Below are 22409 nucleotides of genomic sequence, written 5' to 3'. Positions count from 1 at the left end.
GTGGATTGTCACAGGAGGTCGAAGTGAAAGTCGCTATTGTTCACGATTGGCTCGTAGTGTCCGGCGGCGCCGAGAAAGTATTGAAGAACATCATCGAGTGCTTCCCGGATGCGGATGTCTTTTCGATTGTCGATTTTCTCGAAGACCGCGATTGCGTGAAGGGGAAGTCCGTCAACACGTCATTCATCCAGAAGATGCCGTTTGCGCGAAGACGATACCGCGCCTATCTACCGTTGATGCCGATTGCGATCGAGCAGGTGGATCTGTCAGGCTACGATCTCGTCATTTCGAGCTCGCACGCGGTCGCGAAAGGCGTGTTGACCGGGCCGAACCAGATGCATATCAGCTACATTCATTCGCCGATCCGCTATGCGTGGGATCTGCAACATCAGTACCTGCGTGAATCCCATCTCGACACAGGGCTGCGCTCCGCGTTGGCGCGCGTGCTGCTTCATTACATTCGAGGCTGGGATTCGCGCTCCGCGAACGGCGTCGATCATCTCGTCGCGAATTCTCAGTTCATTGCGCGGCGTATCAGAAAGGCCTATCAGCGCGAATCGACCGTGATCTATCCGCCGGTCGATCTGGTGAACATGCCTATTGGTACGGAGAAAGAGGATTTCTACGTGACGGCGTCGCGGATGGTGCCTTATAAGCGTATCGATCTGATCGTTCAGGCCTTTTCGCAAACGCCTGAACGCAAGCTGGTCGTGATCGGCGACGGTCCCGAGATGAAGAAGATCAAAGCGGTGGCCGGCGACAACGTCCAGATTCTCGGGCATCAGCCGTCCGATGTGCTGGTCGATCATTTGCGGCGCGCGCGCGCGTTCGTGTTCGCGGCGGAAGAAGACTTCGGCATTTCGGTGGTCGAAGCGCAGGCATGCGGCACGCCGGTGATCGCCTTCGGCCGCGGTGGCGCGCTTGAATCGGTGGTGGGATTGCCGCTCGAGCGACCCACCGGGGTTTTCTTCGGTGAGCAAAGCACCGCGTCGTTGCTCGAAGCCGTTACCCGGTTCGAGAGCAACGCAGCCCTATTCGACGCACGCGTGTGCCGCAAGAATGCCGAGCGGTTTTCGTCGGAGAACTTCAAGAAGGCCCTGATGGGCTTCGTCGACGCGCGGCTCCCGTATGCGTGCTTCGAACAGTTTCTTCCCTATGCGCCGAGTCAGTCGCTGCCGGCCGAAGAACGTCATCTTGCCGACGTTACGCCCTGAGTCGGGCGCTGGGGCACGGGCTGTGCAGCTCGCGTGCCCACGTTGCCCGCCTTGCGCGCTCCGCGCGGGCCGGGCCTGAATGCGGTGGCCGCCAGCGGACGCGCGGCTAGCAGCAGCGAGATCACCAGAGAAAGAATCAATACATTCGACGGCGAAACGAGCCGATGCTCGGTTGCCGACATCACCAGCAGGCAAACCGACGAAATCTCCACGAAGCGGAACGCCGCGAACTGGCGGCCGCCCTCGACCAACGCGGCATACGCCGCCCCCTGCCTACTCCACTCGATCAGTCTCCAGAAGAACGCGAGGATCAGCGTCAAGCCCACTACGCCGAGCTCGGCGAGGATATTCAGATACGAGTTGTGAGCGTGCGAGTCGCTGTGCTCGATCACTATGTCGGACGGCACCGCGAACAGATGGAAGTACGAGGTGAGGCTGCCGATGTGGTCGTCGAAGGAGCCGAAGCCGAGACCGACGAGCGGGCTTTGCACGAAATACGCGAGCGCTCGCGGCCACAACCACTCGTAGCGAATGTTGAGGTTGTTGACCTTGGCGTCATTGGCGTGAATCGCGAACGTATAGCCCATGTAGTCGACGTTCGGCTGGGTATGGTAGATCGCGACGGCGACCGAGGCGAGCAGCAGCACGGCTATCAGCGTGCCGAGAATCCAGCGCTTGCGGCCAAAGTACAGATAGGGCAGAACGGCCGCCGCGCCAAGCAGCGAGCCACGGCTGTAGGTCGAAAACAGCATCAGCACATTGCAGGCGAGCAGCGCGATCAGCAGCTTGCTGCGCTTTTGCAGGTAGCACGCTATGCCGAGACAGAACAGCATCGCCAGGAAGCCGCCGGCTGCGTTGCGCGCAATGAAGTAGCTGCCGAAACTGTCGGCCGGATTAACGAAGATGCTGAACAGCCCGTTCGTGGCGATGTAGTAGACGTACATCGGCAGATTGATGATGACCGCGAAAATGAACAGCGCACGCAGTACCTTGTGCAGATCCCAGCGGTGCGCATACACGAAACCGGCAAAAATAGGCGCATAGGAAACGAAAAAATTGCCGTCGCGCCGATAAAAGTCGAAATCGAGGAACGACTGCGGATCGTAGAGCAGCGTCGAGACCGTCGCGAGCACCGCGAAAGCGGTAAGCGGCGCGATGAACGCGGGATAACTGCGGCCGTAAAAGCGCCATGCCAGCAATAGCAACGGGACAAAGCCGATCGCACTGATGGGCACGAAATTGGTGACCGTCAGGAAAAGTGCGAGCAGCGAAATATAGGCCATTGCAACTCCAGAAAAACGAATGGCGCGCCGGTTGGGGTTGTGCCCATGCGCTGGATGATGGCGAGATTGGAACAGCGGAAAACTCACAGTGTGGGCCGCGCGGGGATCACACCGCTGTTTATCTTTGACATGAATGCCACGGGACGTTCATTAAACGGTAGCACGTGTCGCTGCTTATTTCCAATCGCGCGCCCTGCAATAGAAGTGCAAGCTCGTTCGCAAGCTTGTTAAATCAAGTCCGCGAGCACCGCCAAAACTTCCGCGCTTCGCGCCAGATGGGCTGTGTCGCAATGCGGTCTAACTATGATGAATTCATCGGGGCACGATGTCGACTAGATCCGATGCAGGTCGTTTGCCGCATTCGATCTTTCGTTTCAATCGTTTTCCGGTCGTCGTTGTCGAGCAGACCATTGCGATTCGGCCAGTCAGTTTCCGTACTTCCCGATCGAGCCGGATTCGCCGTAGGCGCATGCATCTTTCACTGCGAACTGAACTACTGGCCTGGTCCGTTTGACGCGCACGCCCTGTCATGAATCACATCAGACGGTATTTGCGTGGATCGCGGCACACCGCGTTATGCGGTGTTCTCGAGGGAAACGCGTTCCCGAGCCGGTTTCAATGCGAAGGAGTGAGCGATGGGCAAGGTTACCGCGGCAGCAGCCGCAGCGGATGTCGAAACGATACGACAGGATTCTGCCGAGGCGGAGTTTCCGACGCTGGTGCAGGTGATTCTCGCCGGTGGTTCCGGCACCCGGTTGTGGCCGGTGTCGCGCGAACAGTTTCCAAAACAACTGATCGACGTGATCGGCAATCAGACTTTGCTGCAAGCAACCATGGGGCGCATGGCGGGTTTTGATGGCGCATGGAACGTCGCGGCCGATCCCGTGATCGTCTGCGGAACCGAGCATTATTTCGCCACTTACGAACAGGCGCGCGAGATCGGCGTGAACGCGCGGATCGTGGTCGAACCCGCGCGTCGCGATACGGCGCCGGCATTGACGCTTGCCGCGTTGACGGCATGCGCGGAAGACGAAGACGCCATTCTGGTCGCAATGCCCGCCGACCATGCGATCGCGAATCTCGAAGCGCTTCACCACGCGCTGGACATCGCCGCGAGGCATGCGCGCGACGGCGCGATCGTCACGCTAGGCGTACCGCCCGAACGGCCCGACACGGGCTTCGGTTATATCCGGCTCGGCGACGCGTTGCCAGACGGCGCGCGCCGCATCGAGCGCTTCGTCGAGAAGCCCGCGACGGAACTCGCGGCCCAGTACGTCGCGTCGGGCAATTACTGGTGGAATAGCGGCATCTTCGTGGTGCGAGCGTCGGTTTGGCTCTCCATCATCGAGCAGTTTCAGCCGGACATGCACGCGGCCTGCGTTCAGGCATACCGCGACGCGAAGAAGACTGAAGAATGCATCATGCCGGACGCCGAGGGGTTTCTGGGATCGCCGTCCGACTCGATCGACTATGCGGTGATGGAACAGCTTGGCGAACCGGAGTCGGCGTTTTCCGGCGTGGTGGTGCCGCTCGAAGCAGGCTGGTCCGATCTCGGCTCGTGGGATGCCGTATGGCAAGCGATGGAGAAGGACGACTGCGGTAACGCGGCCAGCGGCCGCGTGGTGTTCGAAGGGGCCACCGCGACCTACGCACGCTCGCAAGGAGGCAGGCTTCTCGCCTGCGTCGGCACCAGCAACATGATCGTGATCGAAACCGACGACGCGGTGCTCGTCGCGGATCGCTCGCATGTGCAGGACATCAAGGGGCTCGTGTCGCGGATCAGGGCCGAGAAGTCGCCGGAGGCCGATGCGCACAGAAAAGTGCGTCGCCCGTGGGGCTTTTACGACTCGATCGATCATGGCGAGCGCTTTCAGGTGAAGCGCATCGTCGTGATGCCCGGGGGCCGTCTGTCGTTGCAGATGCATCATCATCGCGCCGAGCATTGGGTCGTGGTGTGTGGAACCGCACACGTCACGCGTGGGGAAGAGCAGTTTCTTCTTGGCGAAAACGAATCGACCTATATCCCGTTGGGTGTTCGCCATCGGCTCGAAAATCCGGGCCGCGTGCCGCTGCAGATCATCGAGGTGCAGTCGGGTACTTATCTCGGCGAAGACGACATCGTTCGTTTCGACGACAAGTACGGGCGTTGTGGCTGATGCGACGGAGTCGACCTGCTACGTCCTATGAGGGGGCTGTGATGCGATTGCTGACTGGTCTATTGGCGAGAGCGTTCGACGTCGTTATGATCGTGGCTGGGGCATTTGCGGCCTCCCAGATCCGCTTCGACGGCGGCTCGCAACGGAGCTTTTATTTCGCCTTCGTCGCTTTTGCCGCGGCGTTCGCTCTCGCGGTCTTTCCGGCGCTCGGCGTCTACCAATCGTGGCGTGGCCGCTCGAAGAGAGTGCTGGCGAGCCAGGTGGCGCTCGGCTGGCTCGTCGTGCAGGCCTGCGCGATGGTGCTGATGTTCTCGCTGCACCGGATCGATTTCGTGTCGCGACTCTGGTTCGTGTACTGGACCGGCATTTCGGGCGCGGCAATGATGGCCGGCCGGCTGGTCACGCATGCGTTGCTTGGGCGCATGCGTCATGCGGGGATGAACTTGCAGCAGGTCGCGGTGGCGGCGTGCGGCGAACATTGCGACGAGATCATCCATAAGATCGAGACGTCGCCCGCGGCCGGCTTTCGCGCGAATGCGCTGTATAACCTGCACCCCGGCTGTTGCATTCCGCCGCGCTCGTCGGTGCAGGTCTTCGAAGAACAGGGTGCGTTCGCTCGCTACGTGCGCGAACAGCAGATCGGCGAAGTGTGGCTGGCGCTGCCGCTCACCGAGGAGCGCGCGATTCTCAAGCTGGTGGCGGAGTTTCGCAACGACCTGATCAATGTGCGCTTCATGCCCGATGTGCGCTCGCTTGCGCTGTTCGAAGGCAGCATGACCGAGTTGCTCGGCTTGCCGACGATCAATCTTGCCGCGTCGCCGCTGCCGCCGAAGGCGTTGGTGCAAAAAGACCTGTTCGATCGTCTGTTCGCGCTCGTCGCGTTGATCGCGATCTCGCCGATACTGCTGGGCTGCGCGATCGCCGTCAAACTGAGTTCGCGCGGGCCGGTGTTCTTCACGCAGCGTCGCAAAGGCGCCGACGGCCGCGTATTTACGATCTACAAGTTCCGCACGATGCGCCTGCACGAGCAGAAGCCGGGCATTCTCGAACAGGCCACGCGCGACGATCCACGCATCACGACCGTCGGCGCGTTCCTGCGCCGCACGAGTCTCGACGAACTACCGCAGTTCTTCAATGTGCTGCGCGGCGATATGTCGGTGGTGGGGCCGCGCCCGCATGCGCTCGAACACGACGATCTCTATCAGAACATCGTATCGGGCTATATCCACCGTTATCGGATCAAACCCGGCATTACCGGCTGGGCGCAGATCAACGGCTATCGCGGCGAAACCGATCGTCTGGAAAAGATGGAGGGCCGCGTCGCACACGATCTGTACTACCTGCGCAACTGGTCGTTCTGGCTCGACATGAAGATCATCCTGGCCACGATTTTCAAGGGGCTTCATCATCCAAACGCGTACTGAGCATGATGCTATCCGGAGTTGAAAACATAGTGAGACGATCTGCGAAGCGGGTCTCGCTTTACCGCTTTCACCACGATCACGACTTGCAGGCGAGAAAAATATTGGAGCGACTCGAAAGCAGGTATGGCAAGACCGATCCGAACAAACTGCGGCTCGCGGACACCTATGCGCGAGACGTGTTCGGCGACCCGGTCTACGCACCCTGGCTGCGCGTTTATACCGCGTTTTGCGGCACCTTCAAGGAAGGCTGGATTCCGGACAACTACTACGGCATCGTCGTCGTGCCGCAAATGCAAGGCTGGTACGGCAAGATTTCGAGCCTCAAGCCGATTTCACGGCTGATCTTCGACGGCGACGAATTGCCGGACGTCGCGTACTTTGCCAATGGGCTGTTCTTTACCGACAAAGGCGTCGTGGTGCCTGAGCGTGATCTGACAGACGTCGTGTTCGAGCATACCGAACGCGTCGTATTCAAGCTCGACGGTTCCGGACAGGGCAACGGTGTCTACTTCTTCGACCGTGCCAACTTCGACCCCGCGGTCATCAGGTCGCTCGGCAATGGCGTGATTCAGACGTTCATCAACCAGCACAGTCTGTTCGCTACGTTTGCTGCGAAGCCGGTGGCGACATTGCGCTTCACGACCGTGGTGGACGAGGCCGGTCGCATTTCCATTCGGGCCTGCTACTTGCGACTCGGCAGAGCGGACGATACGCATGTGCTGAGCGATCGCGAGATATGCGTGCCGGTCGAACTCGAAACGGGCGAACTGTGCGACGAGGGGTATATGAGCGACTGGGCCGCGGTGGACGCGCATCCAGACTCGGGCGCGCGCTTTGCGGGCCTGAAGATTCCATGTTTCGAGAAATGCGTGGCCACCGTGCTACGCCTGCACAGGAAGATTCCGTTTGCGCGCTGCATCGGCTGGGATCTCGCGGTCGACGCGAACGGCCAGGTCAAGGTGATGGAGTGGAACGGCAAGCACAACGACGTCAAATTCAGCGAGGCGACGCAAGGCCCGTGCTTCGCTGATCTGAACTGGGAACGGCTGAGGGCCGAACCTGAGTTTGCGCGGCTGTCACTGGGCTGATCGGGCAGGCCAAAAAAACGTAGTAGGAGACGCGACGTGAGCGAACAGTTATGGTGCGTCCATATCGAAGGACTGAACGACTTCATTGCCGTCGATTCGGAGGAATCGGCGCGGTACGAGGCGTCGCAGATCAATGCGTATATCGATCGCGCCGACAGAAGCTCGCGCGCCGCCCGCTTGCGCGCGGTGGTGGTCGAATGGCCGTATGGCGCGGACGCTCACGCAAGAGCGCTCGATGACGACTGGCACGATCTGCAATGTATGCCACACAGACAGCAGGCCGTCGCGCGGTCCGGCGGCCCGTTGTCGAATCTCGCGCGACGCGTTAGAGAACTGCTGAGCATCGCGCGCACGGGGAAGGACGATGCGTGAAGCGCGGCTACGGCAAACCGCGTTATGCGGGCAGTGGCACGTCCTCGATCAGATCAGCCGAGAGGCTTCCCCAACCGACGACTGACACCGGCGGGCGCGGCAGCGCTTCTCGCTGGCACTGACCGGCGTCGATCACTGGCGGAGAAGGCGGCTCAATGCCGTCTTTTCTTGTTGAGCGGCGATACCGGAAAGATGGACCCGAAAATCAGATACCCGCAACGATCGTGAATATCTGCAAAAACGGTTTTATCTTAGATTAAAGTCATTGACTGTGATTCGTTTTAGATGGTTAATTCGTCGGGTGTGTTCTGGAAAACCAGCAGAGGTCAAATGGAGCAACAGAAACAGGAAGACGCCGGGGGCAAGGAAGAATGCCAGCTTTGCCGCGTGACATATTCAATATATTCAAACTTCCCGCCAATGCCGTCAGCCATGGCTCTGAACGTCGAAACCGGCGAATGGTTTCCGCTGGATAGGCTTCGGTCGTATTCAAACGGCTACGATATGGCCGAAGCCCTCGGTTACGCATGGGCGTGCGATTGCCGCGGACGCAAGGCAGCGCTAGAGCCAGCGTCGAAGCGTTTCACTCACGACGAGCAATACACGCTCAAAGATCGCGACGGCAAACCGCTCGCTAATGTGCGTTACCGGATCGTTCTTGACGGTGAGCGGGTGAAATCGGGAACTACGAGTGCGCAAGGGAAAACCGAGCGTATCGCGACCATTTTTGAATCGAGCTTGAGGTTTTATATTGCAGAGGCAATCAGGGATGAATGATTTTGATGATCGGAATAAATACGGGTTCAAGACCGACGAAAATGAAGAATGGTTCGAGGTACACACTGGTGCTATTACGAATACAAACCCCGGTTCAATGGTCCATGTAACAATCAATACAGACAAGATTTGCCCGAAAATGTCAAACAAAGTTTTTCGCGACATGGTTCTGAAGTGCCGGGATCGTGCTGTTGGTTACGTTGAGACTCGCCTGGAGGATTTGGCACGCTGGTCAGCATCAGATCAGGACCGCGTACGAGCATGGTTTGGCTGTTGCGACGAGTCAGCAAGAAACCGGCTTGCGAATGGTTTAACATCAATTGTTCGCGTGTTGCGAGGGTTAACCGGTGACAATTTCGTCCGATGGGAACCTGATACGTCGAGATACGTGGGATGCGTACCAAACCCCGTAAGATCTGGCGTGGTCGCTGAAGTATGCGCGCCAGACACCAAAACACACACGATCGCTATACACTTGGATTTTTGTTCAATGCGTGACTTCTCTTGGGACAAGGATTCAATTGTTTCTACGCTCATTCATGAGGCGAGTCACTTTCAAGACACTATGGGAACCAAAGATTGGAAGTACTTCATGAACGAGTGCCTTTCGTGGGGAGGAACGAATCCCGAACAAGCAATCGATAACGCTGACAGCATCGCCGGATACGTTATCTACAATGCGTAAACTTTACGTCATCATTTCGGCTCTGATATCGGGACATGTTTTTGCGTGTATGCCTGGCGAGAATTTCGATATCTACTTTCCACCGAATAGTGCCGTTATCCCCGCCGATGAGGTTTTAAGGCTTGCTAACTGGGTAGTCGATAAAAATATTGCATATGCGAATCACAAAACCAGGGAAACAACGCTAGTAAGTGGGCATGCTGAGGAACGCGAACAGAACGCAATCCAATTGGCCCAAGCTCGCCTGATAGCGGGTAAAGCGGTGCTGGATCAATTTGGCTTCTTGCGTGGAACGGTAAAGACCAGTTCGCGCGTCTATTCGAAGAAAGATGTCGAAAACGGCCGGCGTGTTGAAATATCGTTTGAGCCCGATTGTCCTAACAAGTGTTGTACGGGTCAATAGCGCTTACATCCAATGTGCGTTAAGTTGTGATTGAGTCGATCCGCCGCGTGCGGTCGACGCCGCCGCGTGCCGAGCAGTTCGTCGAGCGAGCGGATCTGCTGGCTCAGCGCGGGCTGCGCGGTATGCATCGGCTTCGCGGCGCGGCTGAAGTTGAGTACCTCCGCGAGAATGACGAAGCACTGTAGAACCCCGAGGTTCATGCTGGGCAAGAGCGAGCACAACCAGCGCGGGGTGCGAGGCAACAGAGGAGGAACCCGCCGTGGTGGTAGCGGGTCCGGGATCATTGTTTCGGCGGGAGCGGCGCGAAATGATCCCCGTCACGATGATTGGTGACGACGTAGCCATCTCGCTTGCGTATCTTCAGGAAGAACAGCACCGGTGCGGTAGCCGGATCGCCACCGCATTCGGGGGTGTGTTTCTCATGAACCCCGACGATGAAATAGCGCTTCTCATCGGATACGTCGAACCTCAGGCATTGGGTGCGGTTGGAGGATAGATGGTGGCTCTGCGTAACTTTCGCTGCCCGGTCCGCTGCCTGATCCGCTGTGGCGGTCGTCTGCCCCGATGCCATTGCGTGCACGCTGGCGAGAAGCGGAGCGAAGGTCACCAATCGTGTCCTCAACGTTTTGTCTGTTCTACCGGACGTCATATTGATCGAGATGGCGTGAGCGAATGATGCTGATCAGTTTTGGCCATACTGCGGGTCGGTCGCATGGAGCCCCAAATCTATACCTGACCGACACCGCGGAACGTCAGCAGCAGCAATGCGCCGATCAGTCCGACCATGGCTTCAAGGATCTGCTCGAACGCCGCGCGATCGACGTGATCCAGTACGACACGAATCGCGTGGGCGGGATCACGGCGGCGCGCAAGATCAACGCGATGGCCGAAGCGTGGTCGGTGCCGGTGATTCCGCATGCGGGACAGATGCACAACTATCATCTGACGATGTCGAGCACCGCGAGCCCGATGTCGGAGTTCTTCCCGGTGTTCGATGTCGAAGTTGGCAACGAATTGTTCTACTACATCTTCGAAGGCGAGCCGCAGCCGGAAAATGGCTATCTGCAACTGTCGGACGACGTGCCGGGTCTTGGCATCAAGTTGAGCGACAAGTATCTTGCCGACTTCAACATCGTCGAATGAGTGGACCGATCCGAGGAGAGCATATGAAGCCACGCATCGCAGTCCTTCTTGGCGACCCCGCCGGTATCGGTCCCGAGCTGATCGCGCGTCTGTTCGCGCAGCGGGCGAACCGCGCGCGCGCGGAGCTGCTGATCATCGGCGACCGGCGCGAGCTCGAAACCGGCATGAAGATCGCGCAGCAGCGCTTCGATTACGACGTGGTCGAAGATGCGCATGCCGCGTTTCAACGCGACGGCGTGCCGTCGCTGATCGATTTCCGTCTGCCCGGCGATCAAGCTTTCGAGCGTGCGGTGGCGACCGAACACGGCGGCCGCTATAGTCTCGCCGCGTTCAGGCACGCGCTCGCGCTGACGCAAAGCAACGTCACCCAAGGCATGCTGTTCGCGCCGGTCAACAAGACCTCGCTGCATCTGGCCGGCATGGAAACCGGCGACGAGATGGAGTGGTTCGCGAAGCAGCTCGGCTACACGGGCAGCTTCTGCGAGTTCAACGTGCTCGACGAGCTATGGACTTCGCGCGTGACCTCGCATATGGCGTTGAAGGACGTCAGCGCGAAGCTGTCGGAGGAGCGCATCGTCGGCGCGGTGCGGCTGATTCACGAAGGCCTGAAGCGAGCCGGCCATCCGCAGCCGCGTATCGCGGTATGCGGTTTCAATCCGCACAACGGCGACAACGGCGCGTTCGGCCGCGAGGAGGTCGACGTGATCGCGCCGGCCGTCGAGGCCGCGCGCGAGCTCGGCTACGACGCGCAGGGACCGTTTCCCGCCGACACGATCTTCGTGCGCGCGCGCGACCAGAAGGCCTTCGACGGCGTCGTCACGATGTACCACGATCAAGGCCAGATCGCGATGAAGCTGATGGGTTTCTGGCGCGGCGTAACCGTGCACGGCGGCTTGCCGATTCCGATCGCGACGCCCGCGCACGGCACCGCGTTCGGCATCCACGGCCAGGGCAAGGCCGACGTCGGCGCGACGCAGAAGGCGTTCGACATCGTCACGCGGATGGCGACCGAGCGCGTGAACTAACGCGTCAGCGTTTCCTGCGCGGCCCGGTCGAGGCGCGCACCACGAGCTCGGGCGGTGGCCCGAGCACCATCGACGGCTGCCGCTCCGGCGTCTGGATCAAACGGATCAGGCTCTTGATCGACAACTCCGCGACGGCCGCGGTTTGAATCGCGACCGTGGTCAGCGGGGGATGCACCTGATGCGCGAGCTGAATGTCGGTGATGCCGATCACCGACACGTCGTCGGGCACCGAGCGGCCGAGCGTGATCAACGCCTGGATCGCGCCGATCGCGAGCAGGTCGTTGGTCGCGAAGATCGCGCTCAGTTGCGGGCGGTTCGCCATCAGTTCCATGCAGGCGGCGAAGCCGGCGTCGATCGAGTCGCGAATCTGCAGCACGGCGGCCGCATCGGCTTCGATGCCGGCCATGCGCATCGCGGCGCGAAAGCCGTTCGAGCGCGCGTCCTGCAAACCGCCGCAGCCGTCGCCGATCAGCAAGCCGATCTCGCGATGGCCGAGTCCTAGCAGATGCCCCGCGGCCAGCTCGCCGGCACGCGCGAAGTCGACTGCGATGCACGGTAGCTCGGGCGGCGACTCGGGGTGCTCCCACATGGCGAGCAGAATCGGCGCGCTATGCGTCGCAGACGCGCACAGGTCGTTGATCGTGATGTCCGTGTTCATCACGAGCACGCCGTCGGCGAGCGTGCCGGCGATCTGGTTCAGATATGCGCGGCCGATTTCGGCATCGTCGTCGGTATTGCAGACCATCAGGAAGTGGCCGGTCTTGCGCGCCGCGCGCTCGGCGGCGAGCACGAACTCCGGGTAAAACGGGTTCGAGATGTTCGACAGCATGAGCGCGAGCGTCGACGAACGGCCTTCGGCGAGCGCGCGCGCATTCAGGTTCGGCCGGTAGCCGAGTTCGGCGATCGCCTGCAGCACGCGCTCAGCCGTTTCAGGGCGGACTTTCTCGCGATTGCGCAGCACGTTGGAGACCGTGGCGGCGGTAACCTGCGCGCGTTTCGCGACTTCGGACAACGTGACCATGTCGGGTTATCCCATATTTAGGGAGGTCAATTCAAATGTTGCAAACGGCCTGCGACATTGCTAACTTTCTCGAAAATGTAACGGAGACACCCACCATGACTTTATCCGTCGAACTCGAATTTAAGCGATTAAATGCAGTCGGCACAAGGCTAGGGCGTTTTATTTCGGCCAAAATTTAAGCGGTTAAATCAAGGCGGAGACAGCATGGCGACGATTCGTTTGAGGGATGTGCAAAAGGCCTACGGCGACCATCCGCCGGTGATCCGGCGCGTGAATCTCGAGATCGCGCAGCATGAATTCTGCGTGTTTCTCGGCCCCTCGGGCTGCGGCAAGTCGACCTTATTACGGATGATCGCCGGTCTCGAAGACCTCAGCGAAGGCGAGCTGCATATCGGTGGCCGCCTCGTCAACGACGGGCCGGCCGCCGAGCGCATCCGCGTCCATGTTCCGCCCGCTGCCTGTCATCTGTTCGACGAACAGGGACTCGCGCTGCGGCGTAGCACGTTCGAGCCGGAACGCGCGGCCGCCTGAACGATCGTCGACGGCGGACCTGCTTGAACGGTTCGTCAGACTGAATTCCGCCATAGAGCGGGTTACATCGCCGGCCACGCTGCGTCGCCGGTCAACAAGGTAGACAAGGAGACATAGATGATTGCTCTTCGCCTTCGCCGTTTCGCACAGGTGTCGATCGCCGCCGCCGTGATGGCCGGCGCGCTCGGCAGCGCCGCGGTCGACGCGGCCACGCTGAACGTCAACGTATCGGCGCGCGGTAATCAGCGCTCGACCTGGCAGGATGCGTTCGACCAGTTCAAGAAAGCCAATCCCGACATCGACCTGAAAATCACCTACGTGACCGAGGAAGCCTACAAGGTGCAGATGGGCGGTTGGCTCGCCACCGATCCACCCGACGTCGTCTCGTGGCACGACGGCGAGCGGATGGCTTATTACGCGCAACGTGGTCTGCTCGAAGATCTGAGCTCGGACTGGGCGAAGAACGGCTGGTCGCAGCAGTATGCGTCGGTCAAGGACGCGTCGACTTACAAGGGCAAGCAGTATGCGGCACCGCTCGGCTATGACGCGTACGGCTTCTTCTATCGCAAGGATCTGTTCGAGAAGGCCGGCATCAGGAGCGAGCCGAAAACGTGGGACGAACTGCTCGAAGCCAACAGGAAGCTGAAGGCGATCGGCGTCGCGCCGATCGCGGTGGCCGCACGCGACAGCTGGACGCTGGCCGCCTGGTTCGACTATCTCGATCTGCGCATCAACGGCAACGAGTTCCATCAGAAGCTGATGGCCGGCGAAATTCCGTACACCGATCCGCGCGTGAAGAAGGTCTACACGACGTGGAAGACGCTGCTCGACAATCACGACTTTATCGACAATGCGCTGTCGTACGACGTCGATTCGATCGGCCCGATCCTCAACGACGGCAAAGCCGCGATGATGCTGATGGGCACGTTCTTCTCGGCGAGCTTCGCGCCGTCGATCAAGGACCAGATCGGCTTCTTCCGCTTTCCGGTGCTCGACGCGAACGTGCCGATGGCCGAGGACGGCCCCGTCAACGTGCTGCTGATTCCGGCGAAGGCGAAGAACAAGGCCGACGCGCGCAAGCTACTCGCGTTCATGGAGACGCCGAAGATCAACGCCGAACTCGCGAAGGGCTGGGGACAGTTGCCGTCGAACAGCCAGGCGGCGGCGCCTGAGGACGCGATCTCGAAGGTCGGCTTCCAGACGCTCGCGAACACGAAGGGCGGCATCGCGCAGTTCTACGATCGCGATATGCAGAAGGAAATGGCCGACGAAGGCATGAAGGCCATGCAGCAGTTCTACAGCGATCCGTCGCAACTCGACAGCGTGCTCGCTCATCTCGAAGCGACGCGCAAGCGCATCTACCAGAAGTAAGTCCCGCCGCGCCGGCCGCCTGAGCGCGGCCGGCTTGCGGGTCCCCTTGCGGGTCCCAATTCCGCCTTCGATTTCCGACGAGGCCGTTCCATGTCACATACAGCAGCGCGCCGCCTGCCCGCGGCGCGGCACCGTCGCGTCTCGACGACGCGCCGTCATCAGCATCGCGCCGCGTTTTTCTTTCTGCTGCCGGGCTGCGCGTTGTTCGCGCTGTGCGTGATCTATCCGATCATCAGCAGCATTTCGCTGAGCTTCTACCACTGGGACGGCATGACGCCGAAGACCTTCGCCGGTCTCGCCAATTACGTCGAGCTGTTTCAGTCCGATACGTTCTATACGGCGCTGAAGAACAACCTGATCTGGCTCGCGCTGTTTCTACTCGCGCCACCTCTCGGTCTGCTGTTCGCGCTGTATCTGAACCAGCAGGTGCGCGGCATGCGCGTCGTGAAGTCGCTGTTTTTCGCGCCGTTCGTGCTGTCGGGCGTCGTGGTCGGCCTCGTATTCAGTTGGTTCTACGATCCGACGTTCGGGCTGCTGCGGCTGATCGTCGGCCGTGGCATTCCGGTGCTCGGCGATCCGCATACGGTCACGTTCGGCATCATCTTCGCCGCGCTGTGGCCGCAGGCGCCGTTCTGCATGATCCTGTATCTGACCGGGCTCACCGGCATCAATCCCGAGGTGGTCGAGGCCGCGCGCATGGAAGGCGCGCAAGGGCTGCGACTGCTGTGGCACGTGATCCTCCCGCAATTGCGGCCCGCCACCTTCATGGCGGTGGTGCTGACCGTGATCGGCGCACTGCGCAGCTTCGATCTGATCGCGGTGATGAGTGGCGGCGGTCCGTTCGACAGTTCCACCGTGCTCGCCTATTTCATGTACGACCAGGCGATCAAGTACTACCGCGAAGGCTATTCCGCCGCGATTGCGGTCGTGCTGTTCGCGATCATGCTCGTCTATATCGTGTTCCATCTGCGCCGCATGTTGCGCAAGGAACGCTGATTCTCTGAACCTCAGGAGTACCCGCTCATGTATCCGCTTCCCGTCGAACGCTGGAAACCGCTGAATCGCACGCTTTACAAGGCCTCGCTGCCGCTGGCGCTGTTTATCTGGCTGCTGCCGATGCTCGCCGTGCTGCTGACCTCGATCCGCTCGACGGATGAATTGTCGCAAGGCGACTACTGGACGTGGCCGAAACACTTCGCGTTGCTCGAGAACTATGGCACCGCGCTCACGCAAACGCCGATGCTGCATTACTTCGCCAATAGCGTGCTGATCACGGTGCCGTCGGTGATCGGCGCGATCGTGCTCGCGTCGATGGCGGGCTTCGCGTTGGCGACGTATCGCTTTCCGGGCAACACGGCCGTGCTGTTCGCGTTCGTCGCCGGCAATTTCGTGCCGATCCAGATCCTGATGATTCCAGTGCGCGACATGGCGCTGAAGTTCGGCCTGTTCAACACCGTGTGGGCGCTGGTGATCTTTCATGTGTCGTTTCAGACCGGCTTCTGCACCTTGTTTCTGCGCAACTTCATCAAGCAACTGCCGTTCGAGATGATCGAGGCCGCGCGCGTCGAAGGCGCGGGCGAGTGGACGATCTATCTGCGCATCGTGCTGCCGCTGATCCGCCCCGCGCTCGCCGCGCTCGCGATCCTCGTGTTCACGTTCGTGTGGAACGACTACTTCTGGGCGCTGTGCCTCACGCAAGGCGACGACGCCGCGCCGATCACGGTGGGCGTCGCCGCGCTGAAAGGGCAGTGGACGACCGCGTGGAACCTCGTCGCGGCGGGCTCGGTGCTGGCCGCGTTGCCTTCGGTGCTGATGTTCTTCGGCATGCAAAGGCACTTCGTCGCCGGACTGACCTTCGGGGCGAGCAAGGGATAAACGGCGCCTGAAACACGATTGAAACGACGGCTCGACGTCAACTCACCACGAGACTTTCACATGCAACTTGGTGTCTGCTACTACCCGGAACAATGGCCGCGCGCGATGTGGGCCGACGACGCGCAACGTATGGTCGAACTCGGCATCACGCATGTGCGGATCGCTGAATTCGCGTGGAGCCGTATGGAGCCGCGCGCCGGCGAATTTGACTGGCAATGGCTCGACGAAGCGGTCGAAACGCTCGCGAAAGCGGGCTTGAAACTCGTGCTCGGCACGCCGAGCGCGTCGCCGCCGAAGTGGCTCGTCGACGCGCATCCGGACGTGTTGCCGGTGCGCGCGGACGGCGCGCGCTGGAGTTTCGGCTCGCGGCGTCACTACGATATTTCGAGCGACACGTACCGGCGCGAATGCGTGCGCATCGTCACCGCGATGGCGAAGCGCTATGGCCGGCATCCGTCGATCGTCGCATGGCAGACCGATAACGAACTCGGCTGCCACGACACGGTGCCGAGCTATTCAGCCGCGGCGTTGCAGCGCTTTCATGCGTGGCTGCAGCGGCGCTACGCAACGATCGGCGCGTTGAACGACGCGTGGGGCAACGTGTTCTGGAGCATGGAGTACCCGTCGTTCGACGCGATCGGGCTGCCGACGCTGACACCCACCGACGCCAATCCGATCCATCTGCTCGACTTCCGCCGCTTCATGTCCGACGAGGTGGCGAGCTTCCATCGCGAGCAGATCGACGTACTGCGCGAGCATGCGCCGAACGCGGATCTGCTGCACAACTTCATGGGCTTTTTCACGACCTTCGATCACTATCGCTTCGCCGCCGACAACGCGATCGACGTCGCCGCATGGGACAGCTATCCGGTTGCGCGCACTGAGTCGATCGCGTTGCCGGAGGAGCAGAAGGCGCGCTTCGCGCGTACCGGACATCCCGACGTGTCCGCGTTCGATCACGACCGCTACCGGGGCATTGGCGGCGGGCGCTTCTGGGTGATGGAGCAGCAGGCCGGTCCGGTGAACTGGGCGTCGTGCAATCCGATTCCGGCGCCGGGCATGGTGCGGCTATGGGCGTACGAGGCGTTCGCGCATGGCGCGGAGCTGGTGTCGTATTTCCGTTGGCGTCAGTGCCCGTATGCGCAGGAGCAGATGCATTCCGGGCTCAATCTGCCGAACGACGAACTGTCGCCGGGCGGTCTCGAGGTGCAACGGGCCGCGCGTGAGATCGCGGGCAGTACGGCGCTGTCGACGCTCGCCGCGCCCGCGCGCGCGGCCACCGCGCTGGTATTCGATTACGAGACGCAGTGGATGTTCGAAATCCAGCGTCACGGCAAGGGCTTCGACTACCAGACGCTCGCGTTCGACTACTACGAGTCGCTGCGCGAACTCGGGCTCGATGTCGATATCGTGTCGAGCCGGGCAGATCTTTCGCGCTACCAGCTAGTCGTGGTGCCGAGTCTCGCGGTGATCGACGCCGCGCTCGTCGAGCAGATCGCGCGTTCGAACGCGCAATGGGTGTTCGGCCCACGCAGCGGCTCGAAAACCGACGCGTTCGCGATTCCCGGCAATCTGCCGCCCGGCGCGTTGCAGCGCGCGCTGCCGATCCAGGTGCTCGAAGTCGAAACGCTGCGCTCGACGCTCGCGCCCGCGCTGTCGATCGACGGCACCGAGGGTCACGCGCTGCACTGGCGCGAGCATGTGCGCGCCAATGGCAAGACACGCATTGCCGCGCGCTTCGACGATGCCTGGCCCGCGCTGCTGACGCACGGCAACGTGCGCTATGTGGCCGGCTGGCTGTCGCATGAACTGCATCGCACGCTGTTGCGGCAGGCGGCGCGCGACGCGGGCCTCGATACGCAGGTACTCGCCGATGGACTGCGGCTGCGCCGCCGCGGCGGCTTGACCTTCGCATTCAATTTCGGCGCGCAACCGGTGCAGGCGCCAGCACCGCGCAATGCGACGTTCGTGCTCGGCGAGCCGCGCCTGAATACCGGCGACGTCTGCGCGTGGAAAGACGCGTGACGTGGTGTGGTTGTCACGTCACGGCAGGAAGTCAACCGAGTGGGTGCAGATCGGCAATGAGATCACCGGTGGCGTGCTGTGGCCGCTCGGCAAGTACGATCAGCTCGATAACCTCGCGGCGCTGCTGAAGGCCGGGCACGACGCGGTCAAATCCGTCGACGGGCGTATCAAGGTGATGCTGCATATCGACAGCGGCGGCATCGCGGGTGACACGCCGGCATCACTGTGCCGGCGATGCCTGCCCCTTGTGCTGGTTCACGCACTCCGACGTGATCGCCATGCTCGCCTGATCGGGCGTCATGTGTGGCGCGTCGGGGCTGTAGATCTTTTCGATGATCGCGTCGACGGCCGCGCGGTCGGACGGATCTTTGTAGTAGCGGGCGGCCTGCTCGAGCGCCTGAGCTTTGGTCTTTTTGTGTGCGTGCCACGACGCGACCTGGCCGGCGATATCGCCGAGCGCGAAACATTGATCGCTGACGGTCTGCGCGACGGCCTGAGCGGCCGGCTGCGCGATGCACAGCGCGACGAGCGCGGATACGACTACGCGTTTCATTACCGGAGTCCTGACATGAGACGGCGGCGGCGCGGCAGCGGCGGTGATCGCCGCGCCTGGCCGCGCGCGGAAAAATTGTTGCGTAGTGTATCGGGAAGTAGGCCGGGGCGCTTTTCGCCGCCGTGGATCACAATGCCGCAGGCGAACGGATGTGACGTCGATGCGTCACAGCGGCAGCGGCCGATCCTTTAGCCAGGTTTCAGGCGCGGCGATGGTTCTGATTGCCGTGCTGCTGTGTGTCGAGCAACTGCTCGCGTTCAGGTAAGCGAGAGATTCCAGGCGTTCAGCGAAACAAAAAGCCGCCCTGCGATTCGCAGGGCGGCTTCTGGGTCGCCACTCGATCGAACCGTCACCGGTCCGCTGGCGCGCACATTTCATTGCACGCTCAATGGCCGAACGACTCCGTCTTCGACGCACCCGCTTCCGCCGCCTGCGGCCGTGCCGCCTGCTTGATCAGCAGCGCGACGCAAGAGAGCAGACCCGCCACCGCGATCGTCGCGAAGATGCCGCCGAACGAGAAGTGGCGGCGCGCCAGCTCGGCTACGAGGAACGAACCCGCAATGCCGCCGAAGCGGCCGACGCCAAGCATCCACGCGACGCCCGTGCCGCGGCCCACGGTCGGGTAGAACGCGGCGGCGAGCGCCGGCATCGACGATTGCGCGGTGTTCATCAGCACGCCGGCGATGAACACGATCAGCACGAGCGCGCCGACGTTGCCGGCCGCCTGACCGATGAAGTACACGCTGACGGCGGTCAGTGCATAGCACACCGCAATGACGCGGTTCGCGTTGAAGCGGTCCATCAGCACGCCGGCCAGTACCGCGCCGACGCCGCCGAGCGGGAACAGAGCGGAGATCAGCGTCGCGCGTTGCGGGGTGAGGCCGGCGTCCTTCAGCAGGATCGGCATCCAGTTGATCGATGCGTAGAAGATCACGAGGCCCATGAAGTACGCGACCCACAGCATCACCGAACCGACGATGTACGAGCGCGACAGCACGACGCCGAGCCCCTTGCCGCCGGTTTGCGGCGCGGTTTCGGTCATCGTGAAACCGACGGCCTGCACCGCGTCGCCGGAAATGCGCGCGAGAGCGGCGCGAATCCGCTCGGCCGGCTTGTTATTCGCGACCATGTAGCGGACCGACTCCGGCATCTTCGCGAGCAACAGCAGCAACAGCAGCAGCGGCGTGACGCCGCCGAGGATCAGCACGCTGCGCCAGCCCAGATGCGGAATCATCCACGCGGCGAGGAAACCGCCGAACGCGGCGCCGAGCGGGAAGCCGCAGAACATCAGGTTGATCACGGTGGCGCGGCGGTTGTCCGGGCAGTACTCGCCCATCATCGTGACCGCGTTCGGCATCGCGGCGCCGAGGCCGACGCCGGTGACGAAGCGCAGCACGGTCAGTTGGTCGATGCCGGTCGAAAACGCCGACGCGAGGCAGGCGACGCCGAACAGCAGCACCGAGCCGACCAGCATCGAGCGACGCCCGAGGCGGTCGGACAACGGACCCGAGCCGAGCGCGCCGCACGCGAGGCCGAACAGCGCGGCGCTCAGCACCGGCGCGAGCGCGGGCTTGCTGATACCCCATTCGGTGATCAGTGAAGGCGCGATGAAGCCGATCGCAGCAGTGTCAAAACCGTCCAGCAGGACGATGACGAAGCACATGAAAAAGATCAGCCACTGGAACGGCGAAAACGGATGCTCGTTGATGAAGGTTTGAACGTTCACAGCGGGGCTGCGGTTCATGATGGTCTCCTGGCAGCGAAAGGCCCGACACGACGAGCTATTCTTCTCTAAGACTGTACGCCGTCTGGCAACGGCGTACGATGCCTGCGGCGGGCCAACTGGCCGTTCATCGGCAATGAATCATCCCGGACGGATCGGTTTGACGGAATCGCGCCGGGCGAGGGAATTTGTTCGAATAAAGAACTGTGATTCTCTATGCGAACGCGCGCCACTGTAAGGAATGAATTCGATGCGGTCAACGGGGGAATACCCGAGCTTCGCAGTGGCCGACGCGCCCGCCGATGCGTGGGAGGCGGCGCGCTGCAATCGGGCCGCAGAAAGGACGAGGCGATAGCGAATGCGATGTCGCCCTGGTGACGCACGAGGGCGAATGGTCGCTCTACGAGCGGCGCAACTGTCGATAACGGCGCATCCGGCGTTGCGCCGTCATCCCTTCATGTCGAACGATCGGCGGCCAGGCATTCGCAGCGCGCTTTGATGGGCCTGGCGCGCCGTTCATATCAGGCGAGTTTTGCCGCGATCGCCTCGCCGACTTCGCTCGTGCTTGCCTTGCCGCCGAGGTCGCCGGTGTGCGGACCCTCGATCAGCGTCGCCTCGATCGCCTTCAGGATCGCGTCGTGCGCTTCGCGCTCCTTGCCGCTCGAATGACCGAGGAAGTCGAGCATCATCGCGGCCGACCAGATCATCGCGATCGGATTCGCGATGTGCTTGCCGGCGATATCGGGTGCCGAGCCGTGCACCGGCTCGAACAGCGACGGAAATTTGCGGTCCGGATTCACGTTGCCCGACGGCGCGAGGCCGATCGTGCCCGTGCACGCGGGGCCGAGATCGGACAGGATGTCGCCGAACAGATTGGTCGCGACGACCACGTCGAAACGGTCCGGGTTCAGGACGAAACGCGCGCACAGGATGTCGATGTGCTGCTTGTCCCACGTGACGTCCGGATACTGCGCGGCGATGCCGGCCGCGCATTTGTCCCACCACGGCATGCTGATCGCGATGCCGTTGCTCTTCGTTGCGACGGTGATTTTCTTGCGCGCGCGGCGCTGCGCGAGATCGAACGCGAACTTCAGCACGCGCTCGCTGCCATGCCGCGTAAACACCGACTCCTGCAGCACGAACTCGCGCTCGGTGCCTTCGAACATCACGCCGCCCACCGACGAATACTCGCCCTCGGTGTTCTCGCGCACGATCCAGAAGTCGATGTCGCCGGCCTTGCGTCCCGTGAGCGGCGAGGGAACGCCCGCAAAGAGCCGTGCGGGCCGCAGATTCACATACTGGTCGAACTCGCGGCGAAACTTCAGCAGCGACCCCCACAGCGAGATGTGATCGGGCACGGCGTCGGGCCAGCCGACCGCGCCGAACAGGATCGCATCGGCCGATTGCAGTTGCGCTTTCCAGTCGTCCGGCATCATCTTGCCGTGCTTCGCGTAGTAGTCGCAGCTTGCCCATTCGATGTGCCGATATTCGAGCTGGATGCCGAAGCGTTGCGTCGCGACTTCGAGTACGCGCAGCGCTTCGGGCATCACCTCGACGCCGATGCCGTCGCCGGGGATGACGGCAATCCGGTATTTGTTCGACATGCTGGGCTTCTCCTTTGAAGAATTGGGTTGGGGATGTGGTGGTGGTTATTTTATTCGTGGTGCATTCGATCATGCCGTGCCAGGCGCGGCGTGCCTCTCCTGCAAGGCTTAACCAGGGGTTTTTTGGGATGGTACC

The 22409-nt window shown here is 61.6% G+C and carries 19 protein-coding genes and 4 pseudogenes; 16 read left to right on the top strand and 7 right to left on the bottom strand.

Annotation, left to right across the window (positions count from 1 at the left end):
- Positions 1-23: 23 nt before the first annotated feature.
- Complete coding sequence (locus OKW27_RS18055) at positions 24-1214, top strand: glycosyltransferase family 4 protein (RefSeq protein ID WP_429334287.1); 1191 nt, start codon at positions 24-26, stop codon at positions 1212-1214.
- On the opposite strand, the gene OKW27_RS18050 is transcribed toward OKW27_RS18055, so the two are convergent.
- Positions 1190-2497, bottom strand: coding sequence for an O-antigen ligase family protein (locus OKW27_RS18050; protein WP_429334286.1), 1308 nt, complete (start codon positions 2495-2497; stop codon positions 1190-1192). The genes OKW27_RS18055 and OKW27_RS18050 overlap by 25 nt on opposite strands.
- A 635-nt stretch (positions 2498-3132) precedes the next feature.
- On the opposite strand from OKW27_RS18050, the gene OKW27_RS18045 reads away from it, so the two are divergent.
- The 7 genes from OKW27_RS18045 to OKW27_RS18015 all read left to right on the top strand — a co-directional run bounded on the left by OKW27_RS18045 (position 3133) and on the right by OKW27_RS18015 (position 9402).
- A complete protein-coding gene (locus tag OKW27_RS18045) occupies positions 3133-4653 on the top strand; it encodes a mannose-1-phosphate guanylyltransferase/mannose-6-phosphate isomerase (RefSeq protein ID WP_429334285.1) in 1521 nt (506 codons plus the stop codon).
- A 41-nt stretch (positions 4654-4694) separates the two neighbouring features.
- On the top strand, positions 4695-6077 hold the full coding sequence (locus tag OKW27_RS18040) for an undecaprenyl-phosphate glucose phosphotransferase (protein WP_429334284.1): 1383 nt from the start codon (positions 4695-4697) through the stop codon (positions 6075-6077).
- Between the two features lie 2 nt (positions 6078-6079).
- Positions 6080-7165 (top strand): sugar-transfer associated ATP-grasp domain-containing protein, encoded by a 1086-nt coding sequence (locus OKW27_RS18035; protein WP_090809186.1) that lies wholly within the window; start codon positions 6080-6082, stop codon positions 7163-7165.
- A 36-nt stretch (positions 7166-7201) separates the two neighbouring features.
- On the top strand, positions 7202-7537 hold the full coding sequence (locus OKW27_RS18030; protein ID WP_090809188.1) for a hypothetical protein: 336 nt from the start codon (positions 7202-7204) through the stop codon (positions 7535-7537).
- A gap of 330 nt (positions 7538-7867) precedes the next feature.
- Positions 7868-8314 (top strand): hypothetical protein, encoded by a 447-nt coding sequence (locus tag OKW27_RS18025; protein ID WP_090809190.1) that lies wholly within the window; start codon positions 7868-7870, stop codon positions 8312-8314.
- Positions 8307-8999: a M35 family metallo-endopeptidase gene (locus tag OKW27_RS18020; protein WP_429334283.1), complete on the top strand. Its 693-nt coding sequence runs from the start codon at positions 8307-8309 to the stop codon at positions 8997-8999. Before OKW27_RS18025 ends, OKW27_RS18020 begins: the two co-directional genes overlap by 8 nt.
- The gene (locus tag OKW27_RS18015) at positions 8992-9402 is read left to right on the top strand and encodes a hypothetical protein (protein ID WP_429334282.1); all 411 of its coding nucleotides are present in this window, start codon (positions 8992-8994) and stop codon (positions 9400-9402) included. Before OKW27_RS18020 ends, OKW27_RS18015 begins: the two co-directional genes overlap by 8 nt.
- Before the next feature lie 20 nt (positions 9403-9422).
- Here the strand turns inward: OKW27_RS18015 and OKW27_RS18010 are convergent.
- Both OKW27_RS18010 and OKW27_RS18005 read right to left on the bottom strand, forming a co-directional pair.
- Positions 9423-9602: pseudogene (locus OKW27_RS18010) on the bottom strand (LysR family transcriptional regulator); the annotation flags it as partial.
- Between the two features lie 80 nt (positions 9603-9682).
- On the bottom strand, positions 9683-10009 hold the full coding sequence (locus OKW27_RS18005) for a hypothetical protein (RefSeq protein WP_143037256.1): 327 nt from the start codon (positions 10007-10009) through the stop codon (positions 9683-9685).
- 176 nt (positions 10010-10185) lie between these two features.
- On the opposite strand from OKW27_RS18005, the pseudogene OKW27_RS18000 reads away from it, so the two are divergent.
- Positions 10186-10545, top strand: a pseudogene (locus OKW27_RS18000) (enolase C-terminal domain-like protein); the annotation flags it as partial.
- Positions 10546-10568: 23 nt separating this feature from the next.
- Positions 10569-11570 carry a 4-hydroxythreonine-4-phosphate dehydrogenase PdxA gene (locus OKW27_RS17995; RefSeq protein ID WP_429334281.1) on the top strand — a complete coding sequence of 334 codons (1002 nt, stop codon included), beginning with the start codon at positions 10569-10571 and terminating at the stop codon, positions 11568-11570.
- Positions 11571-11574: 4 nt separating this feature from the next.
- Here OKW27_RS17995 and OKW27_RS17990 read toward each other — a convergent pair whose 3' ends face one another.
- Positions 11575-12591 (bottom strand): LacI family DNA-binding transcriptional regulator, encoded by a 1017-nt coding sequence (locus OKW27_RS17990; protein ID WP_429334280.1) that lies wholly within the window; start codon positions 12589-12591, stop codon positions 11575-11577.
- A gap of 204 nt (positions 12592-12795) precedes the next feature.
- On the opposite strand from OKW27_RS17990, the pseudogene OKW27_RS17985 reads away from it, so the two are divergent.
- The 6 genes and pseudogenes from OKW27_RS17985 to OKW27_RS17960 all read left to right on the top strand — a co-directional run.
- Positions 12796-13023, top strand: a pseudogene (locus tag OKW27_RS17985) (ATP-binding cassette domain-containing protein); the annotation flags it as partial.
- Between the two features lie 270 nt (positions 13024-13293).
- On the top strand, positions 13294-14493 hold the full coding sequence (locus OKW27_RS17980) for an ABC transporter substrate-binding protein (RefSeq protein ID WP_429334628.1): 1200 nt from the start codon (positions 13294-13296) through the stop codon (positions 14491-14493).
- Between the two features lie 90 nt (positions 14494-14583).
- Entirely contained in the window at positions 14584-15489 is a 906-nt protein-coding gene (locus tag OKW27_RS17975) for a carbohydrate ABC transporter permease (protein ID WP_429334279.1), read from the top strand.
- 27 nt (positions 15490-15516) lie between these two features.
- Complete coding sequence (locus OKW27_RS17970; RefSeq protein ID WP_018424689.1) at positions 15517-16368, top strand: carbohydrate ABC transporter permease; 852 nt, start codon at positions 15517-15519, stop codon at positions 16366-16368.
- 60 nt (positions 16369-16428) lie between these two features.
- A complete protein-coding gene (locus OKW27_RS17965) occupies positions 16429-18393 on the top strand; it encodes a beta-galactosidase (RefSeq protein ID WP_429334278.1) in 1965 nt (654 codons plus the stop codon).
- A 34-nt stretch (positions 18394-18427) separates the two neighbouring features.
- Positions 18428-18601: pseudogene (locus tag OKW27_RS17960) on the top strand (glycosyl hydrolase 53 family protein); the annotation flags it as partial.
- 12 nt (positions 18602-18613) lie between these two features.
- Here OKW27_RS17960 and OKW27_RS17955 read toward each other — a convergent pair.
- The 3 genes from OKW27_RS17955 to OKW27_RS17945 form a co-directional block, all read right to left on the bottom strand.
- Entirely contained in the window at positions 18614-18946 is a 333-nt protein-coding gene (locus OKW27_RS17955) for a hypothetical protein (protein ID WP_429334277.1), read from the bottom strand.
- A gap of 385 nt (positions 18947-19331) precedes the next feature.
- On the bottom strand, positions 19332-20690 hold the full coding sequence (locus tag OKW27_RS17950) for an MFS transporter (RefSeq protein WP_090809219.1): 1359 nt from the start codon (positions 20688-20690) through the stop codon (positions 19332-19334).
- A gap of 500 nt (positions 20691-21190) precedes the next feature.
- Positions 21191-22273, bottom strand: coding sequence for a tartrate dehydrogenase (locus OKW27_RS17945; RefSeq protein WP_429334276.1), 1083 nt, complete (start codon positions 22271-22273; stop codon positions 21191-21193).
- Positions 22274-22409: the final 136 nt, after the last annotated feature.

The sequence above is a fragment of the Paraburkholderia sp. 35.1 genome (assembly GCF_050436525.1).
GTDB lineage: Bacteria > Pseudomonadota > Gammaproteobacteria > Burkholderiales > Burkholderiaceae > Paraburkholderia > Paraburkholderia tuberum.
The sequence above is the reverse complement of the archived record's forward strand: the minus strand, read 5'-3'. Positions and strand labels throughout refer to the sequence as shown.